The organism is Lentzea kristufekii (assembly GCF_033949925.1).
Lineage (GTDB): Bacteria > Actinomycetota > Actinomycetes > Mycobacteriales > Pseudonocardiaceae > Lentzea > Lentzea kristufekii.
The window spans coordinates 234,860-260,349 of the sequence record NZ_JAXAVV010000003.1 but is presented as its reverse complement, the minus strand read 5'-3'; the positions used below and the strand labels follow the sequence as shown (position 1 = coordinate 260,349).

Genomic DNA, 25,490 nt, shown 5'->3' with positions numbered 1-25,490 from the left:
CCTGGTCCGTTCGGGCGGCGTGGGGGCTGCTGCTGTGGGAAACCACCAGGTGGCGTGCCACCCTGAGGAGGGCGCGCGAAACCACCGGGTGGGGTACCCGGTCGCGGCTGATTCGGGACATCGCGCCTCGTGCCGCCGCCGTCCGGGTCGTCCCCGGTCGGCCACTGCGGCTCGCCTCCGCGCTGCCGGTCATCATGCTGGTCGTTCACGTGAAAAGGCCTCCCAGACCGGTGTGCATCAGCACACGGTTCGGTGGTCGTACTTCATTCGGAGCAGTGTCACCTGTGGGTCATTCCGCCGCAGTCCTCCTGCGTGGCTTTTCCAGCCCACGCTTCCCCAGGACGTATGACTGCACCAGGTGGTTCCAACTGCACGTGCGACAAACTTCAACTAGGTACACGGAGAACTCGTCGAAGAGGTTCGCCATCTTCACCAGTTCTTCAGGTGTCCGCGCCGAGCCTGCCGCGTGCTTGAGCTCGTCACCGTAGACCCACGACACGTGCGTGAGCGGTTCCTTGCGGCACACAGGGCAAGGCACGTCGGTCGCCGTCCCGTGGAACTTCGCAGCTCGCAGCAGGTACGGATTCGCGTCGCAGACCTCCATGGTGCCCGTGCGACCGGCATAGACCTCCGCCAGCAGCGCACGCCGCTGCAGCGAGTAGTCCACCACCTGCCGTTGGGTCAACACGTGACCAGAGTACGTGCCGGGCGCTTTTGGATGATGGGCCGTTCAGGGCAGCGCGGTCCGGCGCGGTATCACGGTGTGCCACATCCCACAGTTACGAGGAGCCATCGATGTATCGAGCCGATATAATCGCCTCACCTATCGGTGCAGGTGCGAGGAGGTGACTCGTGTTCGAGTTCGCGCTGCTCGGCCTGCTGCACGAGGCGCCCATGCACGGCTACGAGCTGCGCAAGCGCTTGCATGACCTGCTCGGAGCGTTTCGCGCGTTCTCGTACGGATCGCTGTACCCAACATTGCGGCGACTCCAACGTGCGGGCCTGATCGTGGAGGAGGGGCCGGAGGAATCGGCTCTTTCTTGGGGACGTCGGGCTCGCAAGGTCTACAAGCTGACGCCGGAGGGCAAGGAGCGGTTCGCCGATCTCCTGGCCAACGCGGGTCCGCAGACCTGGGACGACGACTCGTTCGGAGTCCACCTGGCGTTCTTCTCGCGCACGCCGGCCGACGTCAGGATGCGCATCCTGGAAGGCCGCCGGCGGTGTGTCGAAGAACGCAGGGAAGGGCTTCGCGAGCGGCTCACGCGCACGGGTGAGCAGATCGACCGCTACACCCGCGAGCTGCACAGCCAAGGCCTGGAAAGCACGGAGCGTGAGGTGCGGTGGCTCAACGAGCTCATCGCGCACGAGAAGTCCGAGCAGGACGAGTAGCACTTCACTGTTGATCAAGGAGGACTCGGCAATGGGCGAAAACCGCCGCACCGTTCGAGTGGCCATCGTCGGGGTTGGCAACTGCGCGGCGTCGCTGGTGCAGGGCGTCCACTACTACCGCGACGCCGATCCGAACACCCGCGTGCCCGGCCTGATGCACGTGCAGTTCGGTGACTACCACGTGCGCGATGTCGAGTTCGTCGCAGCGTTCGACGTCGACGCGAAGAAGGTGGGTGTCGACCTCTCGGAGGCCATCGGGGCCAGCGAGAACAACACCATCAAGATCGCCGACGTGCCGCCGCTCGGCGTCGTCGTCCAGCGGGGTCACACCTACGACGGTCTCGGGAAGTTCTACCGGGAGACGATCGAGGAGTCCGACGCCGAGCCGGTCGACGTCGTCGCGGCTCTGCGCGACGCCGAGGTCGACGTGCTGGTCTCGTACCTGCCCGTGGGTTCCGAGGACGCGGACCGCTTCTACGCCCAGTGCGCCATCGACGCCGGTGTGGCGTTCGTCAACGCCCTGCCCGTCTTCATCGCGTCGGACCCGGAGTGGGCGGAGAAGTTCCGCGCCGCCGGCGTCCCGATCGTCGGTGACGACATCAAGTCCCAGGTCGGCGCCACCATCACGCACCGCGTGCTGGCGAAGCTCTTCGAGGACCGCGGTGTCCAGCTCGACCGCACCATGCAGCTGAACGTGGGCGGCAACATGGACTTCCTGAACATGAAGGAACTGGAGCGACTGGAGTCCAAGAAGGTCTCCAAGACCCAGGCCGTCACGTCCCAGGTGGACCGCGAGATGGGCAAGCGCAACGTCCACATCGGCCCGTCCGACTACGTCGCGTGGCTCGACGACCGCAAGTGGGCCTACGTGCGCCTGGAAGGCCGCGCCTTCGGCGACGTGCCGCTGAACCTCGAGTACAAGCTGGAGGTCTGGGACTCCCCGAACTCCGCGGGCATCATCATCGACGCGGTCCGCGCGGCGAAGATCGCCCTGGACCGGGGCATCGGCGGCCCGATCCTCTCGGCGTCGTCGTACTTCATGAAGTCCCCGCCCGTGCAGTACTCGGACTCCGAGGCGCACGAGGCCGTGGAGAAGTTCATCCGCGGCGAGGTCTGATCTGAAGAAGGGCCGCCCTCGTCATGAGGGCGGCCCTTTCCTTCAGCGCTTCGAGAGCCGCAGCTTCTGCCAGCTGCCGTCCGCGGTCCACCCGCCGTCGACGGGCAGCGCGACCCCGTTGACGTACCGCGAGTTGTCGCTCGCCAGGAACCGCACGGCCTGCGCGATGTCGTCCGGCACAGCGAACCGGCCCGCCGGCACGTGGTCCGTGATGTCCTCGTCGACGTAGTACCCGCCGGCCTGCGACTCGACGTCCATCTCGGTCTTGACCCAGCCGGGACACACGGCGTTGACCCTGATCCCCCGCCCGCCCCACTCGACGGCGAGCGTGCGCGTCAACCCGATCAGCCCGTGCTTCGTCGTGTTGTACGCGGCCCGGTCCGCCACCCCTTGCAGCCCGGCGACGGACGCGATGTTGACGACGCTGCCGCTGCCCTGCTCGAGCATGACCCTGCCCAGCGCCTGCGTGAGCAGGAACGGCCCGGTCAGGTTGACCGCCATGATTCGTTCCCACTGCTCGAGAGTGGTGTCCTCGAACGGCACGATGCCCGCGATCCCGGCGTTGTTGACCAGCACGTCGACCCGGCCATAAGTGCTGGTCACGTGTTCGGTGAGCCGTTGGACGTCCGCGGCGCTCGCCACGTTGCCGACGATCCCGTCCTTGCTCTCCTGCAGGTCGAACCCGACGACGGCGAACCCGTCCTCGCGCAGCACGTCCGCGATCCGCAGCCCCATGCCCTGCGCCGTGCCCGTGACCACGGCAACTCGTTGCGTCATGGTCTCAACGCTAGGCAGCGGCGGCCGTGCAGGCACAGACACATTCGTGTGTTCGGAGTCTCAGCGAAAGCCCTGCTTCCGCTAGGTTCGGCCGGTGCGCACTCTGCTGGTCGCCCTCCCCGGCCTGGTCCTCGCCGGCATCGGCCTGACCCACCCCCACCACCTGGACGCGTCGACCGCGCAGTGGTGGCAGAACATGCACATCATCCTGGCGGTGATCTTCCCGCTGCTCGGTGCGGCGCAATGGGTCCTGCTCGCCGACACCCCCAAGTACGTCCGCTACCCGGGCCGGGTTCTCGCGTTCGGTTTCGTCGTCTTCTACGGCGCGCTGGACGCACTGGCGGGCATCGGCGGCGGGGCGATGACGCTGGCGAACGGCGGTCGCACCAGTGCCGACGAGCCGTTGTTCAAGATCGGCAACCAGCTCGGAACCGTTGGCGCGTGGTGCTTCCTGGCGGCCAGCGTCGCGATCGTGGCGTGTGCGCTGCTCAAGTACAAGCTCAAGGCCCTGCCCGGAGCCGTCTTCCTGCTGTTCGGCAGCTACCTGTTCCTCAGCAGCCACATCTACTGGCCGAAGGGCGTCATCGCCTGCACGTGCATCGCGATCGGCCTGGCCGCGATCAGTTACGCCAGCGCGTCCGGCAGGTCGGCGATCGAGGACAGCACCCGCACCTGAGCCAGCACGTCCTCGGCGGGCGGGAAGTGCGGGTTCGGCACGGCGAGCACGGTCATGCCCGCCGCCAGCGCTGCCTTCAGCCCGTTCGTCGAGTCCTCGATGGCGTAACAGGATGCCGGGGAGACCCCGAGCTGTGCGGCGGCCGCGAGGTAGACGTCCGGTGACGGTTTTCCGGCGGCACACGATTCCGAGGACACCGCGACGGGCACCGGCAGTCCGGTCACCTTCAGGAACACCTTGATCAGCACGGCGGGGGCCGAAGAAGCGATCGCGACCGGGAAGCGTGACGCCACCGCGCGCACCGCGTCCACGGCGCCCGGGATCACCGGCAGGTGCGCGGCATAGGCCTTCTCCATCTCGGCGATCACGCCGGCGGAGGCCTCGGCGGGCGTCAGCTGGACGCCCACGTCCGACACCAGGTACGCGCCCCACTCCGGCGTCGACATCCCCTGCATGGCGCGGGTCGCCTCGGCGGTCCACACCCCGCCGTGCGCGGCGGCGAAGGACTGGCGCACCTCGTCCCACACCTGCTCTGAGTCGATCAGCACGCCGTCGAGGTCGAAGATCACCGCATCCACGCCGTGAACGGTACCTTGTGGCGCAGGATACTTCGCCATGCTAATCAAAATCGGTTAGGATGGCGAAGTGAATTTCAAGGCTCAACCCAAGCAGGTGTGGATCACGGCGTTCGCCGCCGTGATCGCATTCATGGGGATCGGGCTCGTGGACCCGATCCTGCTGTCCATCGCAGAGGGTCTGCACGCGACACCGGCGCAGGTCACCCTCCTGTTCTCCTCCTACCTCGGCGTTCAGGTCGTGGCGATGCTCTTCACGGGGGCCGCGACGGCTCGGTTCGGGGCCAAGCGCACGCTCGTCGGCGGGCTCGCGCTGATCGTCGTCGCGACGCTGCTGTGCTCGGCGGCGGGGAGCATCGGTCAGCTCGTCGGACTGCGGGCCGTGTGGGGGCTCGGCAACGCGTTCTTCATCGCCACCGCGCTCAGCGTCATCGTCGGTGCCGCCAGCGGCGGGCAGAAGGCCGCGATCCTGCTCTACGAGGCCGCGCTCGGCCTCGGTCTGAGCGTGGGGCCGTTGCTCGGGGCGTTGCTCGGCAGCTTCTCGTGGCGCGGGCCGTTCCTCGGCACCGCGATCCTCATGGCGGCCGCGCTGATCCTTTGTGCAACGTTCCTGGCGAAGGACTCGCACCTCGAACGTCCGAGGATCAGCCTGCTCGACCCGCTGAAGGCCCTCAGGAATCCCGTCCTGCTGCGCACCTCGATCGGAGCGGCGCTCTACACGGCCGCGTTCTTCACAGTTCTCGCGTGGTCGCCGTTCGTCCTGCGGTGGGGTGCCGTCGAGATCGGACTGATCTTCTTCGGCTGGGGTGTGTTCGTCGCCGTCTCGAGCGTCTTCCTCGCTCCGCGGCTCGCGGACCGCGTCGGCGAGAAGAGCGCGATCATCGGATCCGTGCTGGCTTTCGCCGTGCTCATGCTGCTGATGGCGGTGCCCGGCAAGCCGCTGCTGGTGGTCGCGGTGATCGTGAGCGGCCTGGTGAGCGGGCTGCTGAACACGCTGTTCACCGGTGCCGCGATGAGCGTCAGCGACGCGCCGCGGCCGGTCGCGAGTGCCGGGTACAACTTCCTGCGCTGGCTCGGCGGCGCTCTGGCCGCGACGTTCGTCAGCCACCTGGCCCAGCCGTTCGTCGTCGCCGCGGTCCTCTGCGTCGTCGCCGCCGGACTGCTGACGCTCAACCGGACGGACACAAGGGACGTTCCGTCCGAAGCTGTCCTCGCGGGTGAACAACTTGTGGGTTAACAAAGCATGAACGGAAGCCTACGGTCGGTGCTGGTTCCCGCACCGACCGTAGGAGGCCACCACCATGATCCCTCTGCCACTCGTCAACCACCGCGTCGGCAGAGCAGCGGTGACATGCGAGTACCGCTGCGGGGACGCGTGCTTCCACGAGGTTCCGAACACCTCGGACAACCCCTACTTCGGCGATCTGATCAGCCGCCGCACCGCGCTCAAGGCCGGTGCCGTGGTCGCCGCCGCCGCGACGGTCGCACTGCCCACGACCGCTGCTGCCGCCGCCGAGCCCGAGACCCAGGGGCATCGCCCGCCGAAGGGACTCGACTTCAAGCCCGTCGAGATCAACACCAAGGACGAGGTCGTCGTCCCCGAGGGGTACGAGCAGGGCATCGTGATCCGCTGGGGCGACCCGCTGTTCCCCGGTGTCCCCGAGTTCGACTTCGACGACCAGACCGCGGCCAAGCAGGAGAAGCAGTTCGGCTTCAACTGCGACTTCGCCGCCATCCTGCCGCTGGACCCGTTGGAACTGACGGGAATCATGGTCACCAACCACGAGTACACCAGCGAGCCGTTCATGTTCCGCGGCTACGACCCGAACAACCCCACCGAGGAACAGGTGAAGATCGCCTGGGCCGCGCACGGGCTGTCCGTCTTCATGATCAAGCGTTCGCTGTTCTCCGGCCACTACAAGGCGAAGTTCAGCAAGTACAACCGCCGCATCACCCTGCACACGCCGTTCGAGGTGCGCGGCCCTGCCGCGGGCAGCGACCTGCTGAAGACCTCCGCCGACCCCACCGGCAAGAAGGTCTTGGGCACGATCAACAACTGCGCGGGCGGCGTCACGCCGTGGGGCACGATCCTGTCCGGCGAGGAGAACTTCAACCAGTACTTCGGCAACGCCGCCGGTCGCAACGACCCGAGGCTCACGAGGTACGGCGTCACCGGCACCGCGACCACCCGCAAGTGGGAGCGCTTCGACAAGCGCTGGGACCTCGCACAGGAACCCAACGAGGTCAACAGGTTCGGCTGGGTCATCGAGCTCGACCCGAACGACCCGGACTCCACGCCGATCAAGCACACGCACCTCGGCCGGTTCAAGCACGAGACCGCGAACATCCGGATCGCCGACGACGGGCGGGTGGTCGCGTACTCGGGTGACGACGAGCGGTTCGAGTACATCTACAAGTTCATCTCCACCGGCAAGATGAAGCGCGGCAACAGCAAGGCCGCGCGCCGGCACAACATGACGCTGCTCGACGACGGCACGCTCTACGTGGCCCGCTTCAAGGGCGACAGCCCCGCCTCCGAGATCGACGGCACCGGAAAGCTGCCCAGCGACGGCAGGTTCGACGGCACCGGCGAGTGGATCCCGCTGGCGGCGGGCAACAAGTCCTTCGTGCCGGGTATGACCGCCGAGGAGGTGTACGTCTTCACGCGCATCGCGGCGGACAAGGTCGGCGCGACGAAGATGGACCGCCCCGAGGACATCGAGTGCCACCCGCGCACCGGCACGGTCTACTGCGCGCTCAGCAACAACGTCGAACGCGGCGTCACCCCGGGCAAGGAAGGCGCGACCGAGCCGAACCCGCGGATCAACAACCGGCACGGGCAGGTGCTGGAGCTGACCGAACGCAGGGGCGACGCGCTCGCGCTGACGTTCAACTGGGGCCTGTTCCTGGTCTGCGGCTTCCCGGAGGACCCGAACACCTACTTCGGCGGCTACGACAAGTCGCAGGTCAGCCCGATCTCCAGTCCGGACAACGTGGCGTTCGACCGGCACGGCAACCTGTGGATCTCCACCGATGCGGACGGCAAGCTCGACGGGTTGAACGACGGCCTCTACGGCGTGCCGCTGGAAGGCCCGGAACGCGGCCACCTCAAGCTGTTCCTCACGGTGCCGCGCGGTGGTGAGACGTGCGGGCCGGTGATCGGCGAGCGGGTGATCACGGTGTGCGTCCAGCACCCCGGCGAGGTGGACGGCGCGAACGCCGACAAGCCCGTCTCGAACTGGCCGGACCGGGGTACCTCGCGGCCGCGTCCGTCGGTCGTCGCGGTGTGGCGCAAGGGCCGTCGTCAGCTGGGTGAAATCGGTTGATCACCCTGCGTGCTGTGATCGTTCGGGCGTAGTACGAGTTCGCCCGCCGTTCACCTTCTGGACGGCTGGCGAACTCGTTCGGCTCTTAGGTTCGGCCAGTTCCCACACTGACCGATCTCGGAGGCCTGCGTGTCCTCACCCACCGATCGGGGCCGTCGCCTGCTGCCCCTGCTCCCGACCAACCACCCGCTCGGGCGCCAGGCCGTCACCTGCGAGTTCCGCTGCGGCAACGCCTGTGCCCACGAGGCGCCCAACACGACGCGGAACGCGTACTTCGGTGACGTCGTCAAGGAGGTCGTGAGCCGCCGCGGCATGCTCAAGGCCGGTGCGGTCGTCGCGGCCGCCGGCGCCGGTGCGCTCGCGTTCTCCGGTGCGGCCGCTGCCGCCCCGGCGCACGCCGACCTCGACGTCGACCTGAAGTTCGGCGGCGGCAACAACAACGACGGTCTGAACTTCGAGCCGGTGCAGCCCAACACCCTCGACCAGGTCGCGGTGCCGAAGGGTTTCCAGCAGGACGTCGTCATCCGCTGGGGTGACGCGGTGCTGCCCGACGCGCCGAAGTTCGACTTCGACAACCAGACGCCCGAGGCGCAGGCCAAGCAGTTCGGTTTCAACAACGACTTCTGCGGCCTCGTCCCGGTGCCGGGCTCCTGGGACAGCTGGCTCATGGTGAGCAACCACGAGTACTCGTCCGAGTCCTTCATGTTCAAGGACTGGGCGGCGGACAAGGTCACCGAGCGCCACGCCAAGATCGCGTGGGCCGCTCACGGCATGTCGGTCGTGATGGTCGACCGCGAGCACCGCACCGGCAAGCTCGTCGTCTGCAAGGACGACATGAAGAAGTACAACCGCCGGATCACGGCCACCACGCCGTTCGAGGTGCGTGGTCCCGCCGCGGGGTCGAAGCACCTCAAGACCTCCGCCGACCCGTCCGGCAAGACGGTCCTGGGCACGCTGAACAACTGCGCCGGTGGCGTCACGCCGTGGGGCACGATCCTGTCCGGCGAGGAGAACTTCAACCAGTACTTCGCCAACGCGAACCAGGTCGCCGACCCGGACACGAAGGCCAAGCTCGCCCGCTACGGCATGAGCGGTGGCGCGACAACGCGCCAGTGGGAGAAGTTCGACAAGCGCTTCGACCTGGCCCAGGAGCCGAACGAGGCCAACCGCTTCGGCTGGATCGTCGAGATCGACCCGCTCGACCCCAGGTCGACGCCGGTCAAGCACACCGCGCTCGGCCGCTTCAAGCACGAGGGCGCGAACGTCATCGTCGCCAAGGACGGCCGTGTGGTCGCGTACATGGGCGACGACGAGCGCTTCGACTACATGTACAAGTTCGTCACGGACGAGCGCATGCAGAAGGGCGACTCGAAGCGCGCCCGCGAGCACAACAAGAAGCTGCTGGACAAGGGCACGCTCTACGTCGCCAAGTTCACCGGTGACAGCCCGGCCGCCGAGATCGTCGGCGACGGCACGCTGCCCAAGGACGGCGAGTTCGACGGCTCGGGCGAGTGGATCGCCCTGGCGCACAACGACAAGTCGTTCGTGCCGGGCTTCACCGCCGAGGAGGTCTACGTCTTCACGCGCCTGGCCGCGGACAAGATGGGCGCCACGAAGATGGACCGCCCCGAGGACGTCGAGCCCTCGACGCACAACCGCCGGATCTACGCCGCGCTGACCAACAACACCGACCGCGGCAAGGCGGGCAAGGAAGGCCCGACCGAGATCAACCCGCGCAACGGCAACAGGCACGGCCACGTGTTGGAGATCGAGGAGCGCCGCAGCGACAACACGGCGCTGACGTTCTCCTGGAAGCTGCTGCTGGTCTGCGGTGACCCGTTGGACCCCGGCACGTACTTCGGCGGCTTCGACAAGTCCCAGGTCAGCCCGATCTCCTGCCCGGACAACGTCGCGTTCGACACGCACGGCAACCTGTGGATCTCCACGGACGGCAACGCCTTGGGCTCCAACGACGGCCTGTTCGCGGTGCCCGTCTCCGGCAAGCGCCGCGGCCAGGTGAAGCAGTTCCTCACCGTGCCCCTGGGTGCGGAGACCTGCGGCCCGGTCATCACCGAGGACTTCGTGCTGGTGTCCGTGCAGCACCCCGGCGAGATCGACGGCGCCTCGGCCAACAACCCGCTGTCGCACTGGCCGGACGGTGGCACCTCGCAGCCACGTCCGTCCGTCGCGGTGGTGTGGCGCAAGGACCGTCGCAAGATCTGCGACTGATCGTGTGCCCTGGCTCACTCTGATCTTGTGAACCGGTGCGGCCACCCGTCCGTGTGATGGGTGGCTGCACCGCGGACAGCCAAGGGAAAGTCCACTTTGGCCGTCCACTTTGGAGTTAGTCGTGAATGTTCGTCTTGTTGCCGGTGTTGCCGCTCTTCTGGGCCTTGCTGCGTGTGGCACCTCCACCGCCGGCACCCCAACGCCCACTCCCGTCGCTCAGGCGGAGAACGTTCCCGTCGCGGCGGCCGTCCAGGTCCCGGCAGGCCAGAAGCTGGTCGGCGAATACCGGGCCGCGGGCGTCCAGACGTACTCCTGCACGGGCAACGCGTGGAAGGCTCTGGAGCCCACCGCGACGCTCGTGGACAAGAGCGACAAGCCGATCATCATCCACTCCCGCGGCCCCGTCTGGATCTCCACCGTGGACGGCAGCGCGGTCGAGGCGGCTCCGGTCGACGGAGCCAAGAACGACGTCAAGGGCGCCGTTCCCGAGCTCCTGCTGAAGACCAGGACGGCACGCGGCGACGGCCTGTTCGGCAAGGTCACCTACGTCCAGCGCCTCGCGACCGAGGGTGGCGTCGCCCCGTCCGGCGGCTGCAAGGCCGGCGAGCAGACGTCCGTTCCGTACAAGGCCCTCTACACCTTCTACGCGGCCGCCAACTGAGACGGTACTGAACCGGTCCGATAATGGGTCCGTACGACCTGAAGTGATGAAACGTGCTGGCTTAGTCCTGGTCTCATCAACTCTTCTGGGCATCCTCGCGGGAGGCATCGGCTCCACCGCCGCTCCGACCCCGGAAGCCATGAACGGATCTGACGCGAGGGTCGCACCCGCTGTTCAGGTCCCGTCCGGCAACAAGCTCGTCGCCAAGCTGTACGCCAAGGGCGTGCAGACCTACACCTGCACGGCCGGAGCGTGGAAGGGCCTGGAACCCGCCGCAACGCTGGCGGACCGGCTCGGCAGGGCGGTCGGACTGCACTCGCGCGGTCCGGTCTGGGTCTCCACCGTCGACGGCAGCGCGGTCGAGGCCGCCCCGGTCGACGGCGCTCGCAACGATGTCCCCGGAGCCGTTCCGGAACTCCTGCTGAAGGCCAAGTCGACCAGGGGCGAAGGAACGTTCGCCGGCGTCAGCTACGTGCAGCGCCTCAACACCAAGGGCGGTGTCGCACCCGCCGGCAGCTGCACCGAGGGCGCACAGACCTCCGTCCGCTACGAAGCCCTCTACACCTTCTCCGTTCCCGCCCTCTGAACGAGCGCGACCACCGCTGCCGTGATCATCGTGATGCCGACGACCCAGAGGCCGGTCTTCTGGGTCCCGGTGATGTCACGCAGCCAGCCGGTCACGTAGGGCGCCGCGAAACCGCTCACGTTGCCCAATGAGTTGATCATCGCGATCCCGCCCGCCGCGGCCGCACCGCCGAGAAAACTCGTGGGCAGCGCCCAGAACGTGGGCAGGGCGGCGCAGACACCGATGGCGCAGACCGAGACGGCGACCATCGCCGCGACGGGGTTGTCGAGGTAGAGCGCCACCGGAATCGCCGCACCACCCAGCAACATCGGCGCGGCGACGTGCCACTTCCGTTCTCCGGTGCGGTCGCCGTGCCTGGCCCACAGGATCATGGCGACCGCGCCGAGGACGTACGGGATCGCGTTGATCAGCCCGCGCTCGACGATCCCGGCTCCGGGAGCCAGCCCCTTGATGATGGTCGGCAGGAAGAACCCCAGCGTGTAAAGCCCGTAGACGATCCCGAAGTACACGAAGCTCAGCGCCAGGATCCGGGGATGCGTAAGGGCTTTCTTCAACGGCCAGTGCTCCTCGGCGGGTTCCTCCGGGGCGTCCTCGGGCTTGTCCGGCAGCCAGAACCACGTCACGAACGCCAGCGCGATCGCCGGCAGGCCCTCGATGAGGAACATCGTGCGCCAGTCCGTCCACTGGATCAGCAACGCGCTGAACGTGGACCCGAGCGCCGTCGAGATCGGCACCGCCACCATGAACAGCGCGACGATCCGCGCCCGGTCCTTCTGCGGGTAGAAGTACGTCAGGTACAGGATGATCCCGGGGAAGAACCCTGCCTCGGCCACACCGAGCAGGAACCGCAGCACGACCAGCACGGTCCCGTTGGGCACGAACGCCATGGCCGTGGCGACGATCCCCCAGCTGACCATGATCCGCGCGATCCACCTGCGCGCCCCGAACCTGTGCAGGGCCAGGTTGCTCGGCACCTCGAGGAGCAGGTAGCCGATGAAGAACACGCCGGACGCGAACCCGAACACCGTCGCCGAGAGCTGGAGCTCCTCCGACATGCCGTTCGGCCCGGCGAACCCGATGTTGACCCGGTCCAGGTAGTTGATGAAGTAGAGCAGGCACAGGTACGGCAGGATCAACTTCCTGGGCACTATGGTCCCCCCATGAGTGATCGTCCGGTCGCCCTCGTCACCGGGGCATCCAGCGGAATCGGCTCGGCCATCGCCAGAAGTCTGGCCTCGACCCACGACCTGCTGCTAGGCGGACGCGACGAGACGTCGTTGTCCCTGCTGGCCGCCGAGCTCCCACGCGCGCAGGCCTGGCCGTTCGACCTGACGAACGTCGCCGGCGCGGACCTGGCCGCCGTCTCACGCCTCGACGTGATCGTCCACAGCGCCGGCATCGCCCTGCTCGGCCCGCTGGCCGAGGCCTCCCTGGACGACTGGCGCCGCACGTTCGACGTGAACGTCTTCGCGGTCGCCGAACTGACCAACCTCGTCCTGCCGCAGCTGCGCGCGGCCTCCGGCCACGTGGTGCTCATCAACTCCGGCGCCGGTCTCAACGCCAACCCCGGCTGGGGCGTATACGCGGCGTCGAAGTTCGCTCTGCGCGCCTACGCCGACGCCCTGCGCGGCGACGAGCCGTCGTTGCGGGTGACCACGGTCTACCCCGGCCGCACCGCGACGCCGATGCAGGAGGACGTGCGGCGCCAGGAGGGCGGCGAGTACGACCCGTCGAAGTACATCGACCCGGCCTCGGTGGGACGGGCGGTGGCGTCGGCCGTGCTGGCGACGCCCGACGCCCACATCACCGAGATCAACGTGCGGTCCCGGCCCCACTAGCGCCAGCCCGGCCCAAGGCGCCCCACGACCTGCTTAGGTGCAGGAATGACGGAGGACGGGTTCGTCGAAGTACACGGGGCCAACCGGGGCAACAACGTGTTCCTGCACCTCTTCGCCGTGGCGTTGATGGTCACCGGACCGATCGTCTACGCGGCCAACGACGGCGGCGCCGTCGGCATCGTGCTCACCGTGGTGCTGCTGCCGCTGGGCATCGCCGTGTGGCGTGGTGTCGCGCGCGCCAAGCGGCGGCTGCTGCGCCTGGACGAGGTGGGTCTGCCCGCGACCGCCGTGGTCCTGTCCATGGAGCCGATCAGCGAGGACGCCACGGTCCGCGTCCGGCTCCTGATCAAGGGCCCGGACGTGCCCGAGTTCGTGGCCGAGCACGACGCCAGGTACGACCCCGGCCTGAGGCCGGGGAACAAGCTCGTCGCGGTGGTCGACCCGGACGACCACCACGACTTCGAACTGGACTACTAGTAGAGCGTCGCGGCTTAGCTGTGCTGCGTTGAGTCGCGCACGGGGCTGGGCGGCCTGGTCGGTCGTTACCGAAGCCCGGATGGTCGCGCGCTCACGCACGTCGCCGCCGAGTTGGCGGCAGAAAACTGCCGGCGCAAACGTTTGCTGATCACCCCAACTACCGCCAACCGCGCAGGTGACAGCCATGAGAGCGCGATCTTCATGATCGAAAATCAGCAACCTGCCGCCATCGCTATCCCAAGAGATAGCCGCGACGCTCTACTAGGGAACGCCGACCGGACCGATCACCTGGTCGAGGTGCGGAGACGCAGCAGCAGTTGTCCACAGGCTTGTCAACAGAATGTGGCTAGAGGTTGACGCTCCGCAGTCGGCGTGCGACCGTGGCGACTCCGGCCTGCGCCTCGTGCCGGTCCACCCGTGTGGACTCCCCACCTGCGACGACGTGGTCGCCGGCGACCCACACGTCGGTGACCCGGCGCGACCCGGACCCCCACACGAGGTTCGCCAGCAGCTGCGCGTCCGGCGCGTCCAGGCCGGGCGCGAACGCGGGGTCGTCGGCGGCGATGTGCACGACATCGCCCCAGCGCCCGGCCTCCAGCGAGCCGATGTCGTCGCGGCCGAGCGCGTCGGCCCCGCCGCGAGTGGCCATCAGCAGTGCCTGCGCGGCCCCGAGCACCGTCGCGTCCATCTTCGAGACGCGCGCGAACAGCCCGGCCAGTCGTGCCTCTTCGAACAGGTCCAGGTCGTCGTTCGACGCCGGCCCGTCCGTTCCCAGTCCGACGGAGACCCCGGCGGCCAGCATCTCCGGCACCCGCGCGATCCCCGAGGCGAGCTTCGCGTTCGACCCGGGGCAGTGCGCCACACCGACACCGAACGACGCGTACAGCGCGATGTCGTCGTCGGAGAGGTGAACGGAGTGCGCGGACAGCACGCGCCCGCCCAGCACGTCCGAGGCCTTCATCAACGCCGGCACCGAACCGAACTCGGCCCGCGCGGCCTCGTCCTCGAACGGCGACTCGGCCACGTGCACCATGAACAACGCGCCTCGCGCCCGAGCCTCGGCCGCGATCGACGAGAGCTGAGGAGCCGACAGCGTGTAGGCGGAGTGCGGCCCGTAGGCCAGCTCGACCCGCTCACCAGGCCCGAACCGCAGTCCGTCGGCGTCGATCCACGCGGAGATCTCACCGGTCAGCGCCTTCCAGTCCATCCCGGGCACGTCGAGGATCGCCCCGCCGAAGACCACCCGTGATCCGGCCGCCAGCACCGAGGACACCAGCTCGGGGCCGTGGAAGTACATCTCGGCGGACGTGGTGACGCCGTGCCGCAGCATCTCGACGGCGCCGAGCAGCATGCCGGTGCCGACGTCCTGAGCGGTCATCCGCGCCTCGTTCGGCCAGATCTGCTCCTGCAGCCACCGCAGCAGCGGCAGGTCCGAGCCCAGGCCGCGCAGCACCGTCATCGGGCTGTGCGCGTGGGTGTTGATCAGGCCGGGCAGCAGGATGCCGGTCAGCGAGCGGACCTCGCCGTCGAAGGCGGGGGCATCGGAGAGGGCACCCACGTAGGTGATCCGGCCGTCGACGACGTCCACGACCGCGTCGCGCAACACGGCGCAGGACGGGTCGCAGGGCAGAACCACCGGGGCGTGCAGACGCAATGACATGGGACGAATCCTGCCATTGTGACGCCGATCACGATCATGCATACATCCGGAGGCCAGGGGCATCCTCGCTGTGTCGGGCGCGGGCCGACCCCCAGGGTCCGCCCCGGCCTAAAACTTCTCCCCGACCAAGGGGCCCGTCACGCGTGATGCGACGGGCCCTTTGTGCATCCAGAGCAACCACGGGCAGGACAGGGGCGTCTCAAGATCATGTCGAAGAAGCCGTGCACGTCCAGTGGACAGTTCCGCCGCGCGCAGAAGCCCGCCACCCCCAAGCCGCCGACCCGTCGCTGAGTTGGCATGATCACACTCCACGACCGGGCGTGATCATGCGGAGGCAGCCAGTGGCCGACATCGACCCTCAGAACGACGACCAGCAGAGCGATGTCGAGATGACTCAGGAGTTCGAAGTCATTCGCGACGACATGTGAGCTAGCTGATCGGCAGATCGGCGCGGACCGTCCACCCAGTCGGTTCGCGTCGGCCTGCGGAGAAGGTGCCGCCCAGCAGTTCCGCGCGCTCGCGCATGCCGACGAGCCCGTAGCCTCCGGATCCGCCCACGGGCACACCCGACGCCACGCCGTCGTCGACCACGTTCAGGTGCAGCACACCGTCACTTGAGGACAGTGAGAGGTCCACAGAGGACACGGCTGCCGCGTGCTTCTGGGTGTTCGTCAACGATTCCTGCACCAGCCGCAGCACCGACCGCGCCAGCTCCTGCGGCACGGCGTCCTGCAGGTCGAACGAGAGCCGCACCGGGAGCCCGGACTCCTCCGCCAGCGACCGCACGTCGTCCACGAGGGACGAAGACGCGGCCGGTGTGGAGGACTCGCCGTCCCGCAACGTCCCGACCAGCCGCCGCATCGCGGTCAGCGCCTCGTGGCCGGACGCCTCGATGGTCGGCAGCACCTGCTCGGCGGCTGCGCGGTTGATCTGCCCTGCCTGCGCGTGCACGACGATCGCGGTCACGTAGTGCGCCACCACGTCGTGCAGTTCGCGGGCGAGCGCCAGCCGTTCGGAGTTCTGGGCCGCCGCAACGGAAGCAGCCAGCTGAGACGTGCGTTCGTTGTCACGGGCCCGGAAGTACAGGCCGGTCCCCACCGCGATCACGAACATGAGGACCGCGCCGAACAGGTAGCTGCCCGGGTCGGGTTCGTAGGTCTGGTAGTCCCGTGGCGCCACGACCGGATAGCCGATGACCTCCGCGGCCACCATCGCCGCGAGGACGATCGCGGTGCCCGACACCGCGTACCAGCGCGGTGCCTCGCGCACGACGATCGCGATGGTCGCCATGGCCGCACCCGTCACGGAGATCGACGCACCGCTGATGAAGAAGTGCGGCTGCATGGACAGGTCGAAGAACCGCAGGTAGACGGCGGTGAAGACGATCGCCGCGGCGAGGGCCAGGGTCGCGTCGAAGGGACGCCGGGGCGCCAGCACGGCGATCGCGCAGATCACCGCGACACCGGGGGCCTGCCACCAGGGGTTCGTGTAGTCGGCGGTGAACAGCTCCAAGCCCGAGATGAAGGCCAGTGAGAGCGCCAGCGGCCACTGGCGTTTGGCGAGCAACCGCCAGTTCAGTTCCTTGCTCTCCACCCGACACACGGTAAAGCCGGAAGGCTGATACCGCGTCCGACCGGGGTCTACCGAAGGGTCAGCCATAAGGCTGACTGGGCGACCTGCGGAAATACCCTCACGGCGGATGCCGGATCACGCCGCGGTCACGGACTCTGGAGGAGCGAAGTCGAGGAGTCGGAGGACGCCATGTTGTCAGTTGTGTTCACTTGGGCCGCCGCTGTGGTCGGCCTGTTGGTCCTCGCGCTCATGGCACTCTCGGGCGTGATGATCGACTCGAAGCACTAGGTCCCGGCCCCAGCGTGTGATGGGGAAGTCAGACGCTCGTCAGGGAATGTTGCTGGCGGAGGAGTTCCGCCAGCCTGCTCGTCGGTTGAGGACGGGTCTCGTCCAACGCGGCCGTGAAGCGCGCCGGAGAACCGTTCCGTGCGCGCGCCGCGGCTGCGGTGTCGAGCCGGAACGCGGGGCGCGCGGCCGAAGGCCGTTGGCGGGAACGCAGCCAGGCTAGGCGGTGCAACGCTTCCGCGTGGTGGTCGGTGATGGTGACGGCCGCCTTGTCGAACGAGTGCAGCACTGCAGCGTTCAGGTGAACGGTCGCGAAGTCCCGCCACAGCGTGCGTTCGGACGAAGTGTCCAAACCCAACGCATCGGCGACCTCACGCGCCACACCGTAAGCACCTTCCTCGGCCAGTGACCGCGTGCCGATCTCGGCGCCGACGAACCACGAGTTGAACGGCGCGGCTGGGTAGTGCACGCCACCGATCGACAGCCGCATGTTCGAGATGACCGGAACCGCGTGCCAGCGCAGGCCCATCTCCCCGAACCACGGCAGAGTCGGGTGCTCCAAAGGAACTTCGTGCACGATCTCGGACGGCAGCGTGAACAGCCGCGGCCCCTCGTGCTGCGTCTCCACCACCAACGGCAGCAGGTCGAAGCGTGAACGCCGCACCGGCGGACGCCAGCCCATGCCCTGCATGGTCTCGGTGAACTGGGTGTACCGGCGGTCCCCCATGCCGTCGGCGTACCCGGCGTACCGGATCAGCTGCTCGTTCCAGATCACCGGCCCGGGTGAGCCGGGCGCGTCCGGCGCGAAAACCGTTACCAGTGGCCGGATCTCGCCACCGTTGGTCGCGAGCCGCAGGTGTTCGACGCACTCGCCGGCGACAGCGGCGGCGTTGCGGTAGCCGCGCAGATCGCGGACTTTCAAGCGGCGCCAAGGCACACCTGAGGTGCACCAGCCGCTGTCTCGCAACGCGATCCGCGCGCCGTACGCGAGTTCGTTGGTGGTGTGGCGGTAGGTTCCGGTCTCGGCGATCTCGGCGCGCACCTGGGCGATGCGGGCGGACAGCGAGCCTGCGTCGGAGTGCGCCGCGTGGAACATGCGGACGAACTCCTCCGCGACGGGGAGGACGTCGGGGGTCACGGAGCGAGACGCTAAGCCCGGAACAGCCTCACGCGTCACTGCCACTCGGGGCATTTCGGGTGATCAACACCGGCCACTCCAACGAGTGAAGATTAGACCCAGGGTGCTCACCCGATCGGCTTGAGACCTCGATCAGGTGAGGTCGTTCCGCCGGAACATCAGGTCGTGCGAGACACGATCTTCGTTCACCGCACGCTGCTCGAACTTCGTGACGGGCCGCCAGTCCGGCCGCGGCGCCCAGCCGTCGTGCACGTTGGTCAGCAGCCGCTCGCCGGAACAGACCTCCAGCATCTGCTCGGCGTAGTGCTCCCAGTCCGTAGCGAGGTGCAGCACGCCACCGGGCTCCAGCCGGGACGCCAGCAGCGCCACGAACTCCGGCTGCACGAGCCGGCGCTTGTGGTGCTTCTTCTTCGGCCACGGGTCCGGGAAGAAGATCCGCACGCCGTGCAGCGACGCGGGTGCGATGTGGTCGGTCAGCAGGTCGACGGCGTCACCGCGCAGCACGCGCAGGTTGTCGAGCCCGCCGAGGTGCTCGGCGCGCAGCAGCAGCTGGGCGAGTCCCGGCTTGTAGACCTCGACGGCGACGTAGTTGAGCTCGGGCGCGGCGGCCACGAGCTGGGAGGTGGTCTCGCCCATGCCGGAACCGATCTCCAGCAGCACGGGCGCGGAACGGCCGAACCACGAGTCGAAGTCCAGGGGCCCCTCGGGCAACGACTTGACGTCGTTGCCCATCTTCTCCCAGTACGTGTCCCAGGCACGTTCCTGTCCCACGGTCATGCGCTCGCCGCGCTGGACGAAGCTGACGATGGAACGGGGGAACTCAGGCCTGGTCACGACGGGACATTCTAGGCAATGAGTTCGATGTCCTCGATCTGAGCACGCAGGTCAGCAACGGTGAAGTCGATCGCCTGGGGCTGGCCCGCCCCGCGATGGGCGGGAACGAGGTGCACGAACCCGCGGTGCGAGTCGGTGAACTGCACGGTTGTCGGGGTGGCAGGCCCGTAGACACCGCTCTCGGACGGCACGTACTCCCAGTACCCGACCTCGCCGAGGTCCACCCAGGGCACGAACACCCAGCCGGGGCGTGCGGAGAGCAGTTCGCTCACCGCGTCCTCGACGGCATGACCTTCGGCTCGGGAACGCAGCCGCCCCCGGTCCAGCGCGCGCAGCCACCACGGCGCGGGCGCGTTCTCGACGTCCCGCACGGAGCGGTACATCGTCAGGACTTCGCTTTCCGGGGCGCGGTTCACCCAGGAACGGCGCGCGTCTGCAGGGGTGAGGGCGATTTCGGCAGGGTTGGGGGCTTCGAGAGCACTGGACCACTCGAGGCCGAGCATTGCTTCCACACGGACCACTGGCCACCTCCGCAGCGGGGATAACCCCATTGAACGTGAACTCAAACGCCGGTGATGTCCAGATTGCGGCTTTTCACGGCTTGTTAACAGCACCCTTACGCAACGTGTGATGCCAGGCACGTTGCGGTGCGAGGTGGAAACACGATGTAGCTCACGTGCACCTGCTCTCCGCGCTCGCCGTCGCGCTGCCGTTGCTGCTCGCCGGGCAGACGATCGAGGAGCAGGAGTGGCACCTCGACGCGCTGGACGTCTACTCGGCGCAGTCCCAGGCCCGCGGGGACGGCGTGGTCGTCGCGGTGATCGACTCCGGTGTCGACGCCAAGCACCCCGACCTCGCCGGACAGGTCCTGCCGGGAACGGGCTTCGGCCGCTCCAAGGGCACCGACGGCACGACCGACGCCGACGGCCACGGCACCGGGATGGCCGGGATCATCGCCGCGACCGGCAGGAACGGCGGGGCGCTCGGCATCGCGCCCGGCGCCAAGATCCTGCCGATCGCCAGTGCCGACGAGAAGGAGCAGTTCGGGCTCGAGGTCGTCGCCGACAGCATCAGGTGGGCAGCCGACCACGGCGCCAAGGTCGTCAACATGTCGCTGGGCTTCTCCAGTTCGATGACGCCGACGCTGGTCAAGGCCGTGAACTACGCGATCGAGAAGGACGTCGTCCTCGTCGCCGCCACCGGCAACGACGGCAAGGAGGTCTCCGCGCCCGCCAACATCAACGGCGTGATCGCGGTCGCGGGCACGAACAAGGACGGCAAGCCCTGGGCGTCGTCCAACGTCGGCGCGGACACGGTGCTCGCGGCTCCGGCGGCGGGCATCGTGACGATCGCGCCGCAGAGCGTCTACGCCAGTGGTTACGCCGAGATGGACGGCACGAGCGCGGCGTCGGCGATCGTGTCCGGCGTCGCCGCGCTCGTGCGCGCGAAGCACCCGGACATGGCGGCGAAGGACGTCGTCAACGCGCTGGTCAAGACCGCGACCGACCTGGCGGACCCCGGCCGGGACGCGGCGACCGGGTTCGGCATGGTCAACCCGATGGGCGCGCTCACCGCACAACTCCCACCGGTGGAACGCAATCCGCTGCTGCCGCCGGTGCCCTCCACCACGCGACCGACTCCGGCGCTCGCGGCCCAGCGTCCCCAGCAGCCGGTCGACGTGGAGGACCGGCTGCCGTTCGTCGCCGCCGTCGCGGGCGGCACCGCCGTGATGACGGGACTGCTGATCGCGTTGCCCGCCATCCGGTCACGGCGTCCCAAGCCCGTCAGTGCGCGTGATACTCCACCGACTCCTTGGTGAGCTGCATGAAGGCCTCCTCGAGCGAACCGCGCTGAGGGCTGAGCTCGTGCAGCACGATCTGGTTCTCCGCCGCGAGCTCACCGATCCGCTGCGCCGCGATCCCGTGCACCACCAGGCTTCCGCTCGCCGAGTCGTCGGTCACCGTCGCGTGCGCCGCGAGGATCTCGCGCAGCTTCGCGGCGTGCGGCGACCGCACCCGGACGGTGTCCTGGGTGGCGTCGGTGATGAACTGCTCGGTCGAGGTCTGCGCGATCAGCTGACCCTTGCCGATGACGATGAGGTCCTGGGCGGTCTGCGCCATCTCGGACAGCAGGTGGCTCGACACGAACACCGTGCGGCCCTCGTTCGCGAGCCGGTGCATGAACTGCCGGATCCAGAGGATGCCCTCGGGGTCGAGGCCGTTGACCGGCTCGTCGAACAGCAGCACCTCGGGGTCGCCGAGCAACGCGCCCGCGATGCCGAGCCGCTGCGACATGCCGAGCGAGAACCCGCCGGCGTTCTTGTGCGCGACCTCGGTGAGGCCGACGATCTCCAGCACTTCCTGCACCCGGCTGACCGGGATCTTGTTCGAGACGGCGAGCCACTTGAGGTGCGACCGCGCGGAACGGTTGGGGTGCACCCACTTCGCGTCGAGCAGCGCGCCGACCTTGCGCAACGGCTGCTTGAGCTGGGCGTAGTGCTTCCCGTCGATCGTGACGTCGCCGCCGGTGGGGGTGTCGAGGCCGAGGATCATCCTCATGGTCGTGGACTTGCCGGCGCCGTTCGGGCCGAGGAAGCCCGTGACGCGGCCTGGCCGGACGGTGAACGACAGGTCGTCGACGGCCTTCGTCCTGCCGTAGTGCTTCTGCAACCGCACTGCTTCGATCATGGCCTCTCCCGGTTCGCTCGACAGAACTGACAGGGACCTGGGTCATCCCCCGACGGATGACCCAGGTCCCTCTCCCCCTTCATTCGGAACAGGTCACGCGTCCCGCCGCTTCGCGACGATCAGTGCGACCACCAGCAGCGCCACCGCGATGCCGGCGAAGTAGCCGAGCGAACCCCACTGGCTCAGCTTGAAGTCGATGCCCATGCCGGCCTGTTCCGCCCCCGCGGCTTCAGGACCGTTCAGCATCAGGAAGTGGTTGGCGTTCTGGAACGGCAGCCACGCCTGGATCTTCACGCCGGCCTTCGGGATGATCCCGATCAGGCCTTCGAGCAGCATGTTCCAGACGAGCAGGATCGCCACGGCGCCGGCGGTCTGGCGGACCAGGATGCCGACCGCGATCGCGAGGATCGCGCCGATGCCGTAGAGCAGGCCGACGCCCGCGACGTGCCGCCACTCGGCGCCGGAGTTGATCGCGAGGTCCGAGGCGGGCGACAGCAGCTTCGCCATGCCGACCGAGCCGAAGGCGATGATCTCGCCGAGGACAGCGGCGATGAACGCCACCACGACGGTCTTGGCGACCAGCGCGGACGTCCGGTTCGGCACCGCGAGGAACGTGGCGCGGATCGTGCTGAAGCGGTACTCGGTCGTGACCGCGAGGGCCGCCATCACCAGCACGACGGACAGCGCGAGCTGGCTGCTGCCGAACTGCGTGACGCCGAGGGACAGCTGGCCGTTGTCGGTGGAGGCCGCGATGATCGCGGTGAGGCCGACACCCAGGACCAGGGCGAGCGCGCTGCACCAGTAGGGCGAGCGGGTCGAGAAGAGCTTGATTCTCTCAACTGCCAACAGGGTCATCAGACTCACTTCCCGATCTCTGCGTGGTACTCGACAGCATCGCCGGTCAGCTGCATGAACGCCTCTTCGAGCGAACCGCGCTGGGGGCTCAGCTCGTGCAGGACGACACCGTTGGCAGCAGCGATGTCACCGATCTGGTCACTGGTTGCACCCGATACGGACAACGCGCCGTCCGCACCGTCACGAACGGTGAAGCCCTTGTCGACGAGCAACGGGCCGAGCTTGGAGAGCTGAGGGCTGCGCACGAGGACGGTGTTACCCGTCGAGCTGTCGATGAACTCCTGCGTGCTGCTCTGCGTGATCAGCTTCCCCCGGCCGATCACGATGAGCTCGCTGGCCGTCAGGGCCATCTCCGACAGCAGGTGGCTCGACACCAGGACCGTGCGGCCCTCGGCGGCGAGGTTCTGCATGAACGTGCGGATCCAGAGGATGCCCTCCGGGTCGAGGCCGTTGACCGGCTCGTCGAACAGCAACACCTTCGGGTCGCCGAGCAGTGCCGCGGCGATCCCCAGCCGCTGCGACATGCCGAGCGAGAACCCACCGGCGTTCTTGCCGGCGACCTGCGTGAGACCGACGGCCTCCAGCACCTCGTCCACGCGGTTCTTCGGCAGGTTGTTGGACTTGGCGAGCCAGCGCAGGTGAGCGCGGGCGGAGCGGTTCGGGTGAACCCACTTGGCGTCGAGCAGCGCACCGACCGTCTGCAGTGGACGGTGCAGCTCGGTGTAGGGCTTGCCGTCGATCAGCACGCGGCCTGCCGTCGGACGGTCGAGCCCCAGGATCATGCGCATGGTGGTCGACTTGCCGGCGCCGTTCGGACCGAGGAATCCGGTCACCCGTCCAGGTTGGACGGTGAACGACAGGTCGTCGACCGCGACCGTCCTGCCGTATCTCTTGGTGAGGCCGATTGCCTCGATCATTGTCTGTCCCCTCTCGGTGATGGGATTACTTTGACGCTCCGAGGGGTCCTGCCACATCGGCCTGCGGTCTGCGGTCGCGTCAACTTCCGTCGACGGGTGCCGCTACCTCCGTCGTAGTTGAATGAGCCACATGGGATACACGGAAGCCCCGGACGGCTGGTGGCGCGAGTTCGTCCTGGCCACACCCGCCCGCACCGGCAAGCTCGCGGTCACCCGCAAGGACGGCTCACCGCACGTCGCCCCGGTCTGGGTGGACCTCGACGGCCCCGACGTCGTCTTCCTCACCGCACGGGACACGGTCAAGGGCAAGTCGATCCTGCGCGACGGCCGCGTGGCCCTGTGCTTCGACGACGAGACTCCGCCGTTCAACTTCGTGACGATCACCGGCCAGGCCGTCGTCGACGAGGACCCCGAGCAGCTCAAGTACTGGGCCGGCCGCACCGCGGCGCGCTACATGGGCGCCGGCCGCGCCGACGAGTACGCCGAGCGCAACGGCGTGCCCGGCGAGATGGTCGTGCGGGTCAAGGTCGACAAGGTCGTCGCCGTGCAGAACGTCTCCGACTAACCGGGGAAGAAGCGGTTGAGCACCTGGGCGGCGCCGTCCTCCAGCACGGTCGGCGCCACCTCGTCCGCCACCGCCTGCACGTGCGCCGGCGCCTGGCCCATCGCGACGCCGAGCCCCGCCCACTTCAGCATCTCGACGTCGTTGGACCCGTCGCCGATCGCGAGCGCGTCCGAGGCCTCGATGCCCAGCTGCGCAACGAGTTCGTCGAGCGCCGAGCCCTTCGAGACGTCCGGAGGCACTGCGGTCAGCCACGCCTCGGTGTGGTCGACGGACCATTCGATGCCGGGCAGCTCCAGCTCGCGAACGGCGAACGCCAGCTCGGCCGGCGTGTGGTCCAGCCAGCGCATGACCAGCCGGGAGGTGGGCACCGCCGCCATCTCCTCGAACGTCACCCGGGTCGTCACGCCCCACAGGTCGCCCGGCAGGAACTCGCCCAGCGACAGGTTGCCGACGCCGGTCTGCTCGACGGCGAACACGGCGCCGGGCAGCAGCGCCTGCAACGTCTTGACGGTCGGTCCGGGGTCGAACGTCACGCGCTTGGTCACCTCGTCCAGCGCCGGGTCCCACCACACCGCGCCGTTCGAGCAGAGGGCGTAGGAGGCGGGCAGTTGTGGGGCGACCGCGCCGATGCCGACGAGGCTGCGGCCGGTGCAGAGCACGACGACGGCACCGTGTTCGGTGGCGCGGGTGATGGCCGCTTTCACGGCGGGCGAGATGTCGTTCGAGCCGACAGCGGTCAGGGTTCCGTCGATGTCCAAGGCCACCAGACGCGGTCTCCAGTTCACGTGAAGCCACCCTACGGCGGTCATCGACCGGCGTGGACCGGAGTTCCCCGGTGACCCTTCAGTACCAAGTGCCCCAAGGTGTGCCGTAGGTCCGTGCCCGACTCGTGGCGCCACAATGAGTGACGCCGGCGCCGCAGGTGATCTGGGGGAAGGTGCGGAATGACGAAGCCGGATGGGTGGGAGTGGCTGAACGAGCTGCCCGACGAGTGGAGGCCGCCCCAGGAGTTGGAGGTGCCTACGAGTGATCCTGGCGCGAACCTGGCGATCAGGTTGCTGTCCGACGAGAGGCTCGGCCACGACGTTCGAGTGTTGCTCGGGCAGTGGATCGCCGAACGTTCCTTGTTGACGTTGTGGTTCATGGGCGACAGCGGCGGAGCTTGGGTGAACCTGCGGCGGGAGGCGGAGTTGGCCATCCTCGACAGCAATCATCAGCACGCCGTGTACGACGCCTGGATCAGTCGTTCCGGCTTGGCGGAGGCACTACAAGGGGCAGTCAGGGCACTCGCCACGGCCAGGGGCGCGGAACCCCAGTAACTGGTAG

At 68.2% G+C, this 25,490-nt stretch carries 26 protein-coding genes; 13 read left to right on the top strand and 13 right to left on the bottom strand.

The genetic code is table 11. The annotated features are described in order from the left end of the window. Nucleotides 1-289: 289 nt before the first annotated feature. Complete coding sequence (locus tag SK571_RS08135; protein ID WP_030480154.1) at nt 290-688, bottom strand: DUF5318 domain-containing protein; 399 nt, start codon at nt 686-688, stop codon at nt 290-292. Between the two features lie 164 nt (nt 689-852). Here SK571_RS08135 and SK571_RS08130 point away from each other — a divergent pair, with 164 nt between their 5' ends. Together SK571_RS08130 and SK571_RS08125 are read left to right on the top strand one after the other, a co-directional pair. After that, complete coding sequence (locus SK571_RS08130; protein WP_030480153.1) at nt 853-1,389, top strand: PadR family transcriptional regulator; 537 nt, start codon at nt 853-855, stop codon at nt 1,387-1,389. Between the two features lie 31 nt (nt 1,390-1,420). Then, nucleotides 1,421-2,506, top strand: coding sequence for an inositol-3-phosphate synthase (locus SK571_RS08125; protein WP_319983406.1), 1,086 nt, complete (start codon nt 1,421-1,423; stop codon nt 2,504-2,506). Nucleotides 2,507-2,548: 42 nt separating this feature from the next. Here SK571_RS08125 and SK571_RS08120 read toward each other — a convergent pair whose 3' ends face one another. After that, complete coding sequence (locus tag SK571_RS08120; protein WP_319983405.1) at nt 2,549-3,283, bottom strand: SDR family NAD(P)-dependent oxidoreductase; 735 nt, start codon at nt 3,281-3,283, stop codon at nt 2,549-2,551. 94 nt (nt 3,284-3,377) lie between these two features. Between SK571_RS08120 and SK571_RS08115 the strand changes: the two genes are divergently transcribed. Continuing rightward, nucleotides 3,378-3,959, top strand: a complete 582-nt coding sequence (locus tag SK571_RS08115) for a hypothetical protein (protein ID WP_319983404.1) — start codon at nt 3,378-3,380, stop codon at nt 3,957-3,959. Here SK571_RS08115 and SK571_RS08110 read toward each other — a convergent pair. Further along, nucleotides 3,908-4,537, bottom strand: a complete 630-nt coding sequence (locus tag SK571_RS08110; protein ID WP_319983403.1) for an HAD family hydrolase — start codon at nt 4,535-4,537, stop codon at nt 3,908-3,910. The genes SK571_RS08115 and SK571_RS08110 overlap by 52 nt on opposite strands. A gap of 67 nt (nt 4,538-4,604) precedes the next feature. On the opposite strand from SK571_RS08110, the gene SK571_RS08105 reads away from it, so the two are divergent. The 5 genes from SK571_RS08105 (at nt 4,605) to SK571_RS08085 (ending at nt 11,336) form a co-directional block, all read left to right on the top strand. Beyond that, the gene (locus tag SK571_RS08105; protein ID WP_319983402.1) at nt 4,605-5,771 is read left to right on the top strand and encodes an MFS transporter; all 1,167 of its coding nucleotides are present in this window, start codon (nt 4,605-4,607) and stop codon (nt 5,769-5,771) included. Nucleotides 5,772-5,835: 64 nt separating this feature from the next. Beyond that, the gene (locus SK571_RS08100) at nt 5,836-7,860 is read left to right on the top strand and encodes a PhoX family protein (RefSeq protein ID WP_319983401.1); all 2,025 of its coding nucleotides are present in this window, start codon (nt 5,836-5,838) and stop codon (nt 7,858-7,860) included. 129 nt (nt 7,861-7,989) lie between these two features. Beyond that, on the top strand, nt 7,990-10,089 hold the full coding sequence (locus SK571_RS08095; protein WP_319983400.1) for a PhoX family protein: 2,100 nt from the start codon (nt 7,990-7,992) through the stop codon (nt 10,087-10,089). A 121-nt stretch (nt 10,090-10,210) separates the two neighbouring features. Beyond that, on the top strand, nt 10,211-10,750 hold the full coding sequence (locus SK571_RS08090; protein ID WP_319983399.1) for a DUF3455 domain-containing protein: 540 nt from the start codon (nt 10,211-10,213) through the stop codon (nt 10,748-10,750). 139 nt (nt 10,751-10,889) lie between these two features. After that, entirely contained in the window at nt 10,890-11,336 is a 447-nt protein-coding gene (locus SK571_RS08085; RefSeq protein ID WP_319983398.1) for a DUF3455 domain-containing protein, read from the top strand. On the opposite strand, the gene SK571_RS08080 is transcribed toward SK571_RS08085, so the two are convergent. After that, on the bottom strand, nt 11,309-12,484 hold the full coding sequence (locus tag SK571_RS08080) for an MFS transporter (protein WP_319983397.1): 1,176 nt from the start codon (nt 12,482-12,484) through the stop codon (nt 11,309-11,311). The genes SK571_RS08085 and SK571_RS08080 overlap by 28 nt on opposite strands. A 12-nt stretch (nt 12,485-12,496) precedes the next feature. Between SK571_RS08080 and SK571_RS08075 the strand changes: the two genes are divergently transcribed. Then, on the top strand, nt 12,497-13,174 hold the full coding sequence (locus tag SK571_RS08075) for an SDR family oxidoreductase (protein ID WP_319983396.1): 678 nt from the start codon (nt 12,497-12,499) through the stop codon (nt 13,172-13,174). A gap of 45 nt (nt 13,175-13,219) precedes the next feature. Next, nucleotides 13,220-13,651 (top strand): hypothetical protein, encoded by a 432-nt coding sequence (locus SK571_RS08070; RefSeq protein ID WP_319983395.1) that lies wholly within the window; start codon nt 13,220-13,222, stop codon nt 13,649-13,651. Between the two features lie 346 nt (nt 13,652-13,997). Here SK571_RS08070 and SK571_RS08065 read toward each other — a convergent pair whose 3' ends face one another. From SK571_RS08065 to SK571_RS08045, 5 genes are all read right to left on the bottom strand, one after another. Then, nucleotides 13,998-15,311, bottom strand: a complete 1,314-nt coding sequence (locus SK571_RS08065) for an amidohydrolase family protein (protein ID WP_319983394.1) — start codon at nt 15,309-15,311, stop codon at nt 13,998-14,000. Between the two features lie 429 nt (nt 15,312-15,740). Beyond that, nucleotides 15,741-16,904, bottom strand: a complete 1,164-nt coding sequence (locus SK571_RS08060; RefSeq protein ID WP_319983393.1) for a sensor histidine kinase — start codon at nt 16,902-16,904, stop codon at nt 15,741-15,743. A gap of 295 nt (nt 16,905-17,199) precedes the next feature. Beyond that, nucleotides 17,200-18,306 carry a nitric oxide synthase oxygenase gene (locus SK571_RS08055; protein ID WP_319983392.1) on the bottom strand — a complete coding sequence of 369 codons (1,107 nt, stop codon included), beginning with the start codon at nt 18,304-18,306 and terminating at the stop codon, nt 17,200-17,202. A 132-nt stretch (nt 18,307-18,438) separates the two neighbouring features. After that, a complete protein-coding gene (gene trmB / locus SK571_RS08050) occupies nt 18,439-19,083 on the bottom strand; it encodes a tRNA (guanosine(46)-N7)-methyltransferase TrmB (RefSeq protein WP_319983590.1) in 645 nt (214 codons plus the stop codon). Nucleotides 19,084-19,151: 68 nt separating this feature from the next. Continuing rightward, on the bottom strand, nt 19,152-19,556 hold the full coding sequence (locus tag SK571_RS08045) for a hypothetical protein (protein WP_319983391.1): 405 nt from the start codon (nt 19,554-19,556) through the stop codon (nt 19,152-19,154). 260 nt (nt 19,557-19,816) lie between these two features. Here SK571_RS08045 and mycP point away from each other — a divergent pair, with 260 nt between their 5' ends. Further along, nucleotides 19,817-20,959 (top strand): type VII secretion-associated serine protease mycosin, encoded by a 1,143-nt coding sequence (gene mycP / locus SK571_RS08040; protein ID WP_319983390.1) that lies wholly within the window; start codon nt 19,817-19,819, stop codon nt 20,957-20,959. Here mycP and SK571_RS08035 read toward each other — a convergent pair. The 3 genes from SK571_RS08035 to SK571_RS08025 form a co-directional block, all read right to left on the bottom strand. Continuing rightward, nucleotides 20,925-21,827, bottom strand: a complete 903-nt coding sequence (locus SK571_RS08035) for an ABC transporter ATP-binding protein (RefSeq protein ID WP_319983389.1) — start codon at nt 21,825-21,827, stop codon at nt 20,925-20,927. The genes mycP and SK571_RS08035 overlap by 35 nt on opposite strands. 93 nt (nt 21,828-21,920) lie before the next feature. Beyond that, nucleotides 21,921-22,682: a hypothetical protein gene (locus SK571_RS08030; protein WP_319983388.1), complete on the bottom strand. Its 762-nt coding sequence runs from the start codon at nt 22,680-22,682 to the stop codon at nt 21,921-21,923. A 5-nt stretch (nt 22,683-22,687) separates the two neighbouring features. Next, the gene (locus SK571_RS08025) at nt 22,688-23,599 is read right to left on the bottom strand and encodes an ABC transporter ATP-binding protein (RefSeq protein ID WP_319983387.1); all 912 of its coding nucleotides are present in this window, start codon (nt 23,597-23,599) and stop codon (nt 22,688-22,690) included. A gap of 130 nt (nt 23,600-23,729) precedes the next feature. Between SK571_RS08025 and SK571_RS08020 the strand changes: the two genes are divergently transcribed. Further along, nucleotides 23,730-24,164, top strand: coding sequence for a PPOX class F420-dependent oxidoreductase (locus tag SK571_RS08020; RefSeq protein WP_319983386.1), 435 nt, complete (start codon nt 23,730-23,732; stop codon nt 24,162-24,164). On the opposite strand, the gene SK571_RS08015 is transcribed toward SK571_RS08020, so the two are convergent. Further along, entirely contained in the window at nt 24,161-24,949 is a 789-nt protein-coding gene (locus SK571_RS08015) for an HAD family hydrolase (protein ID WP_319983385.1), read from the bottom strand. The genes SK571_RS08020 and SK571_RS08015 overlap by 4 nt on opposite strands. Before the next feature lie 159 nt (nt 24,950-25,108). Here SK571_RS08015 and SK571_RS08010 point away from each other — a divergent pair, with 159 nt between their 5' ends. Further along, nucleotides 25,109-25,483 (top strand): hypothetical protein, encoded by a 375-nt coding sequence (locus SK571_RS08010; protein WP_319983384.1) that lies wholly within the window; start codon nt 25,109-25,111, stop codon nt 25,481-25,483. Nucleotides 25,484-25,490 lie beyond the last annotated feature (7 nt).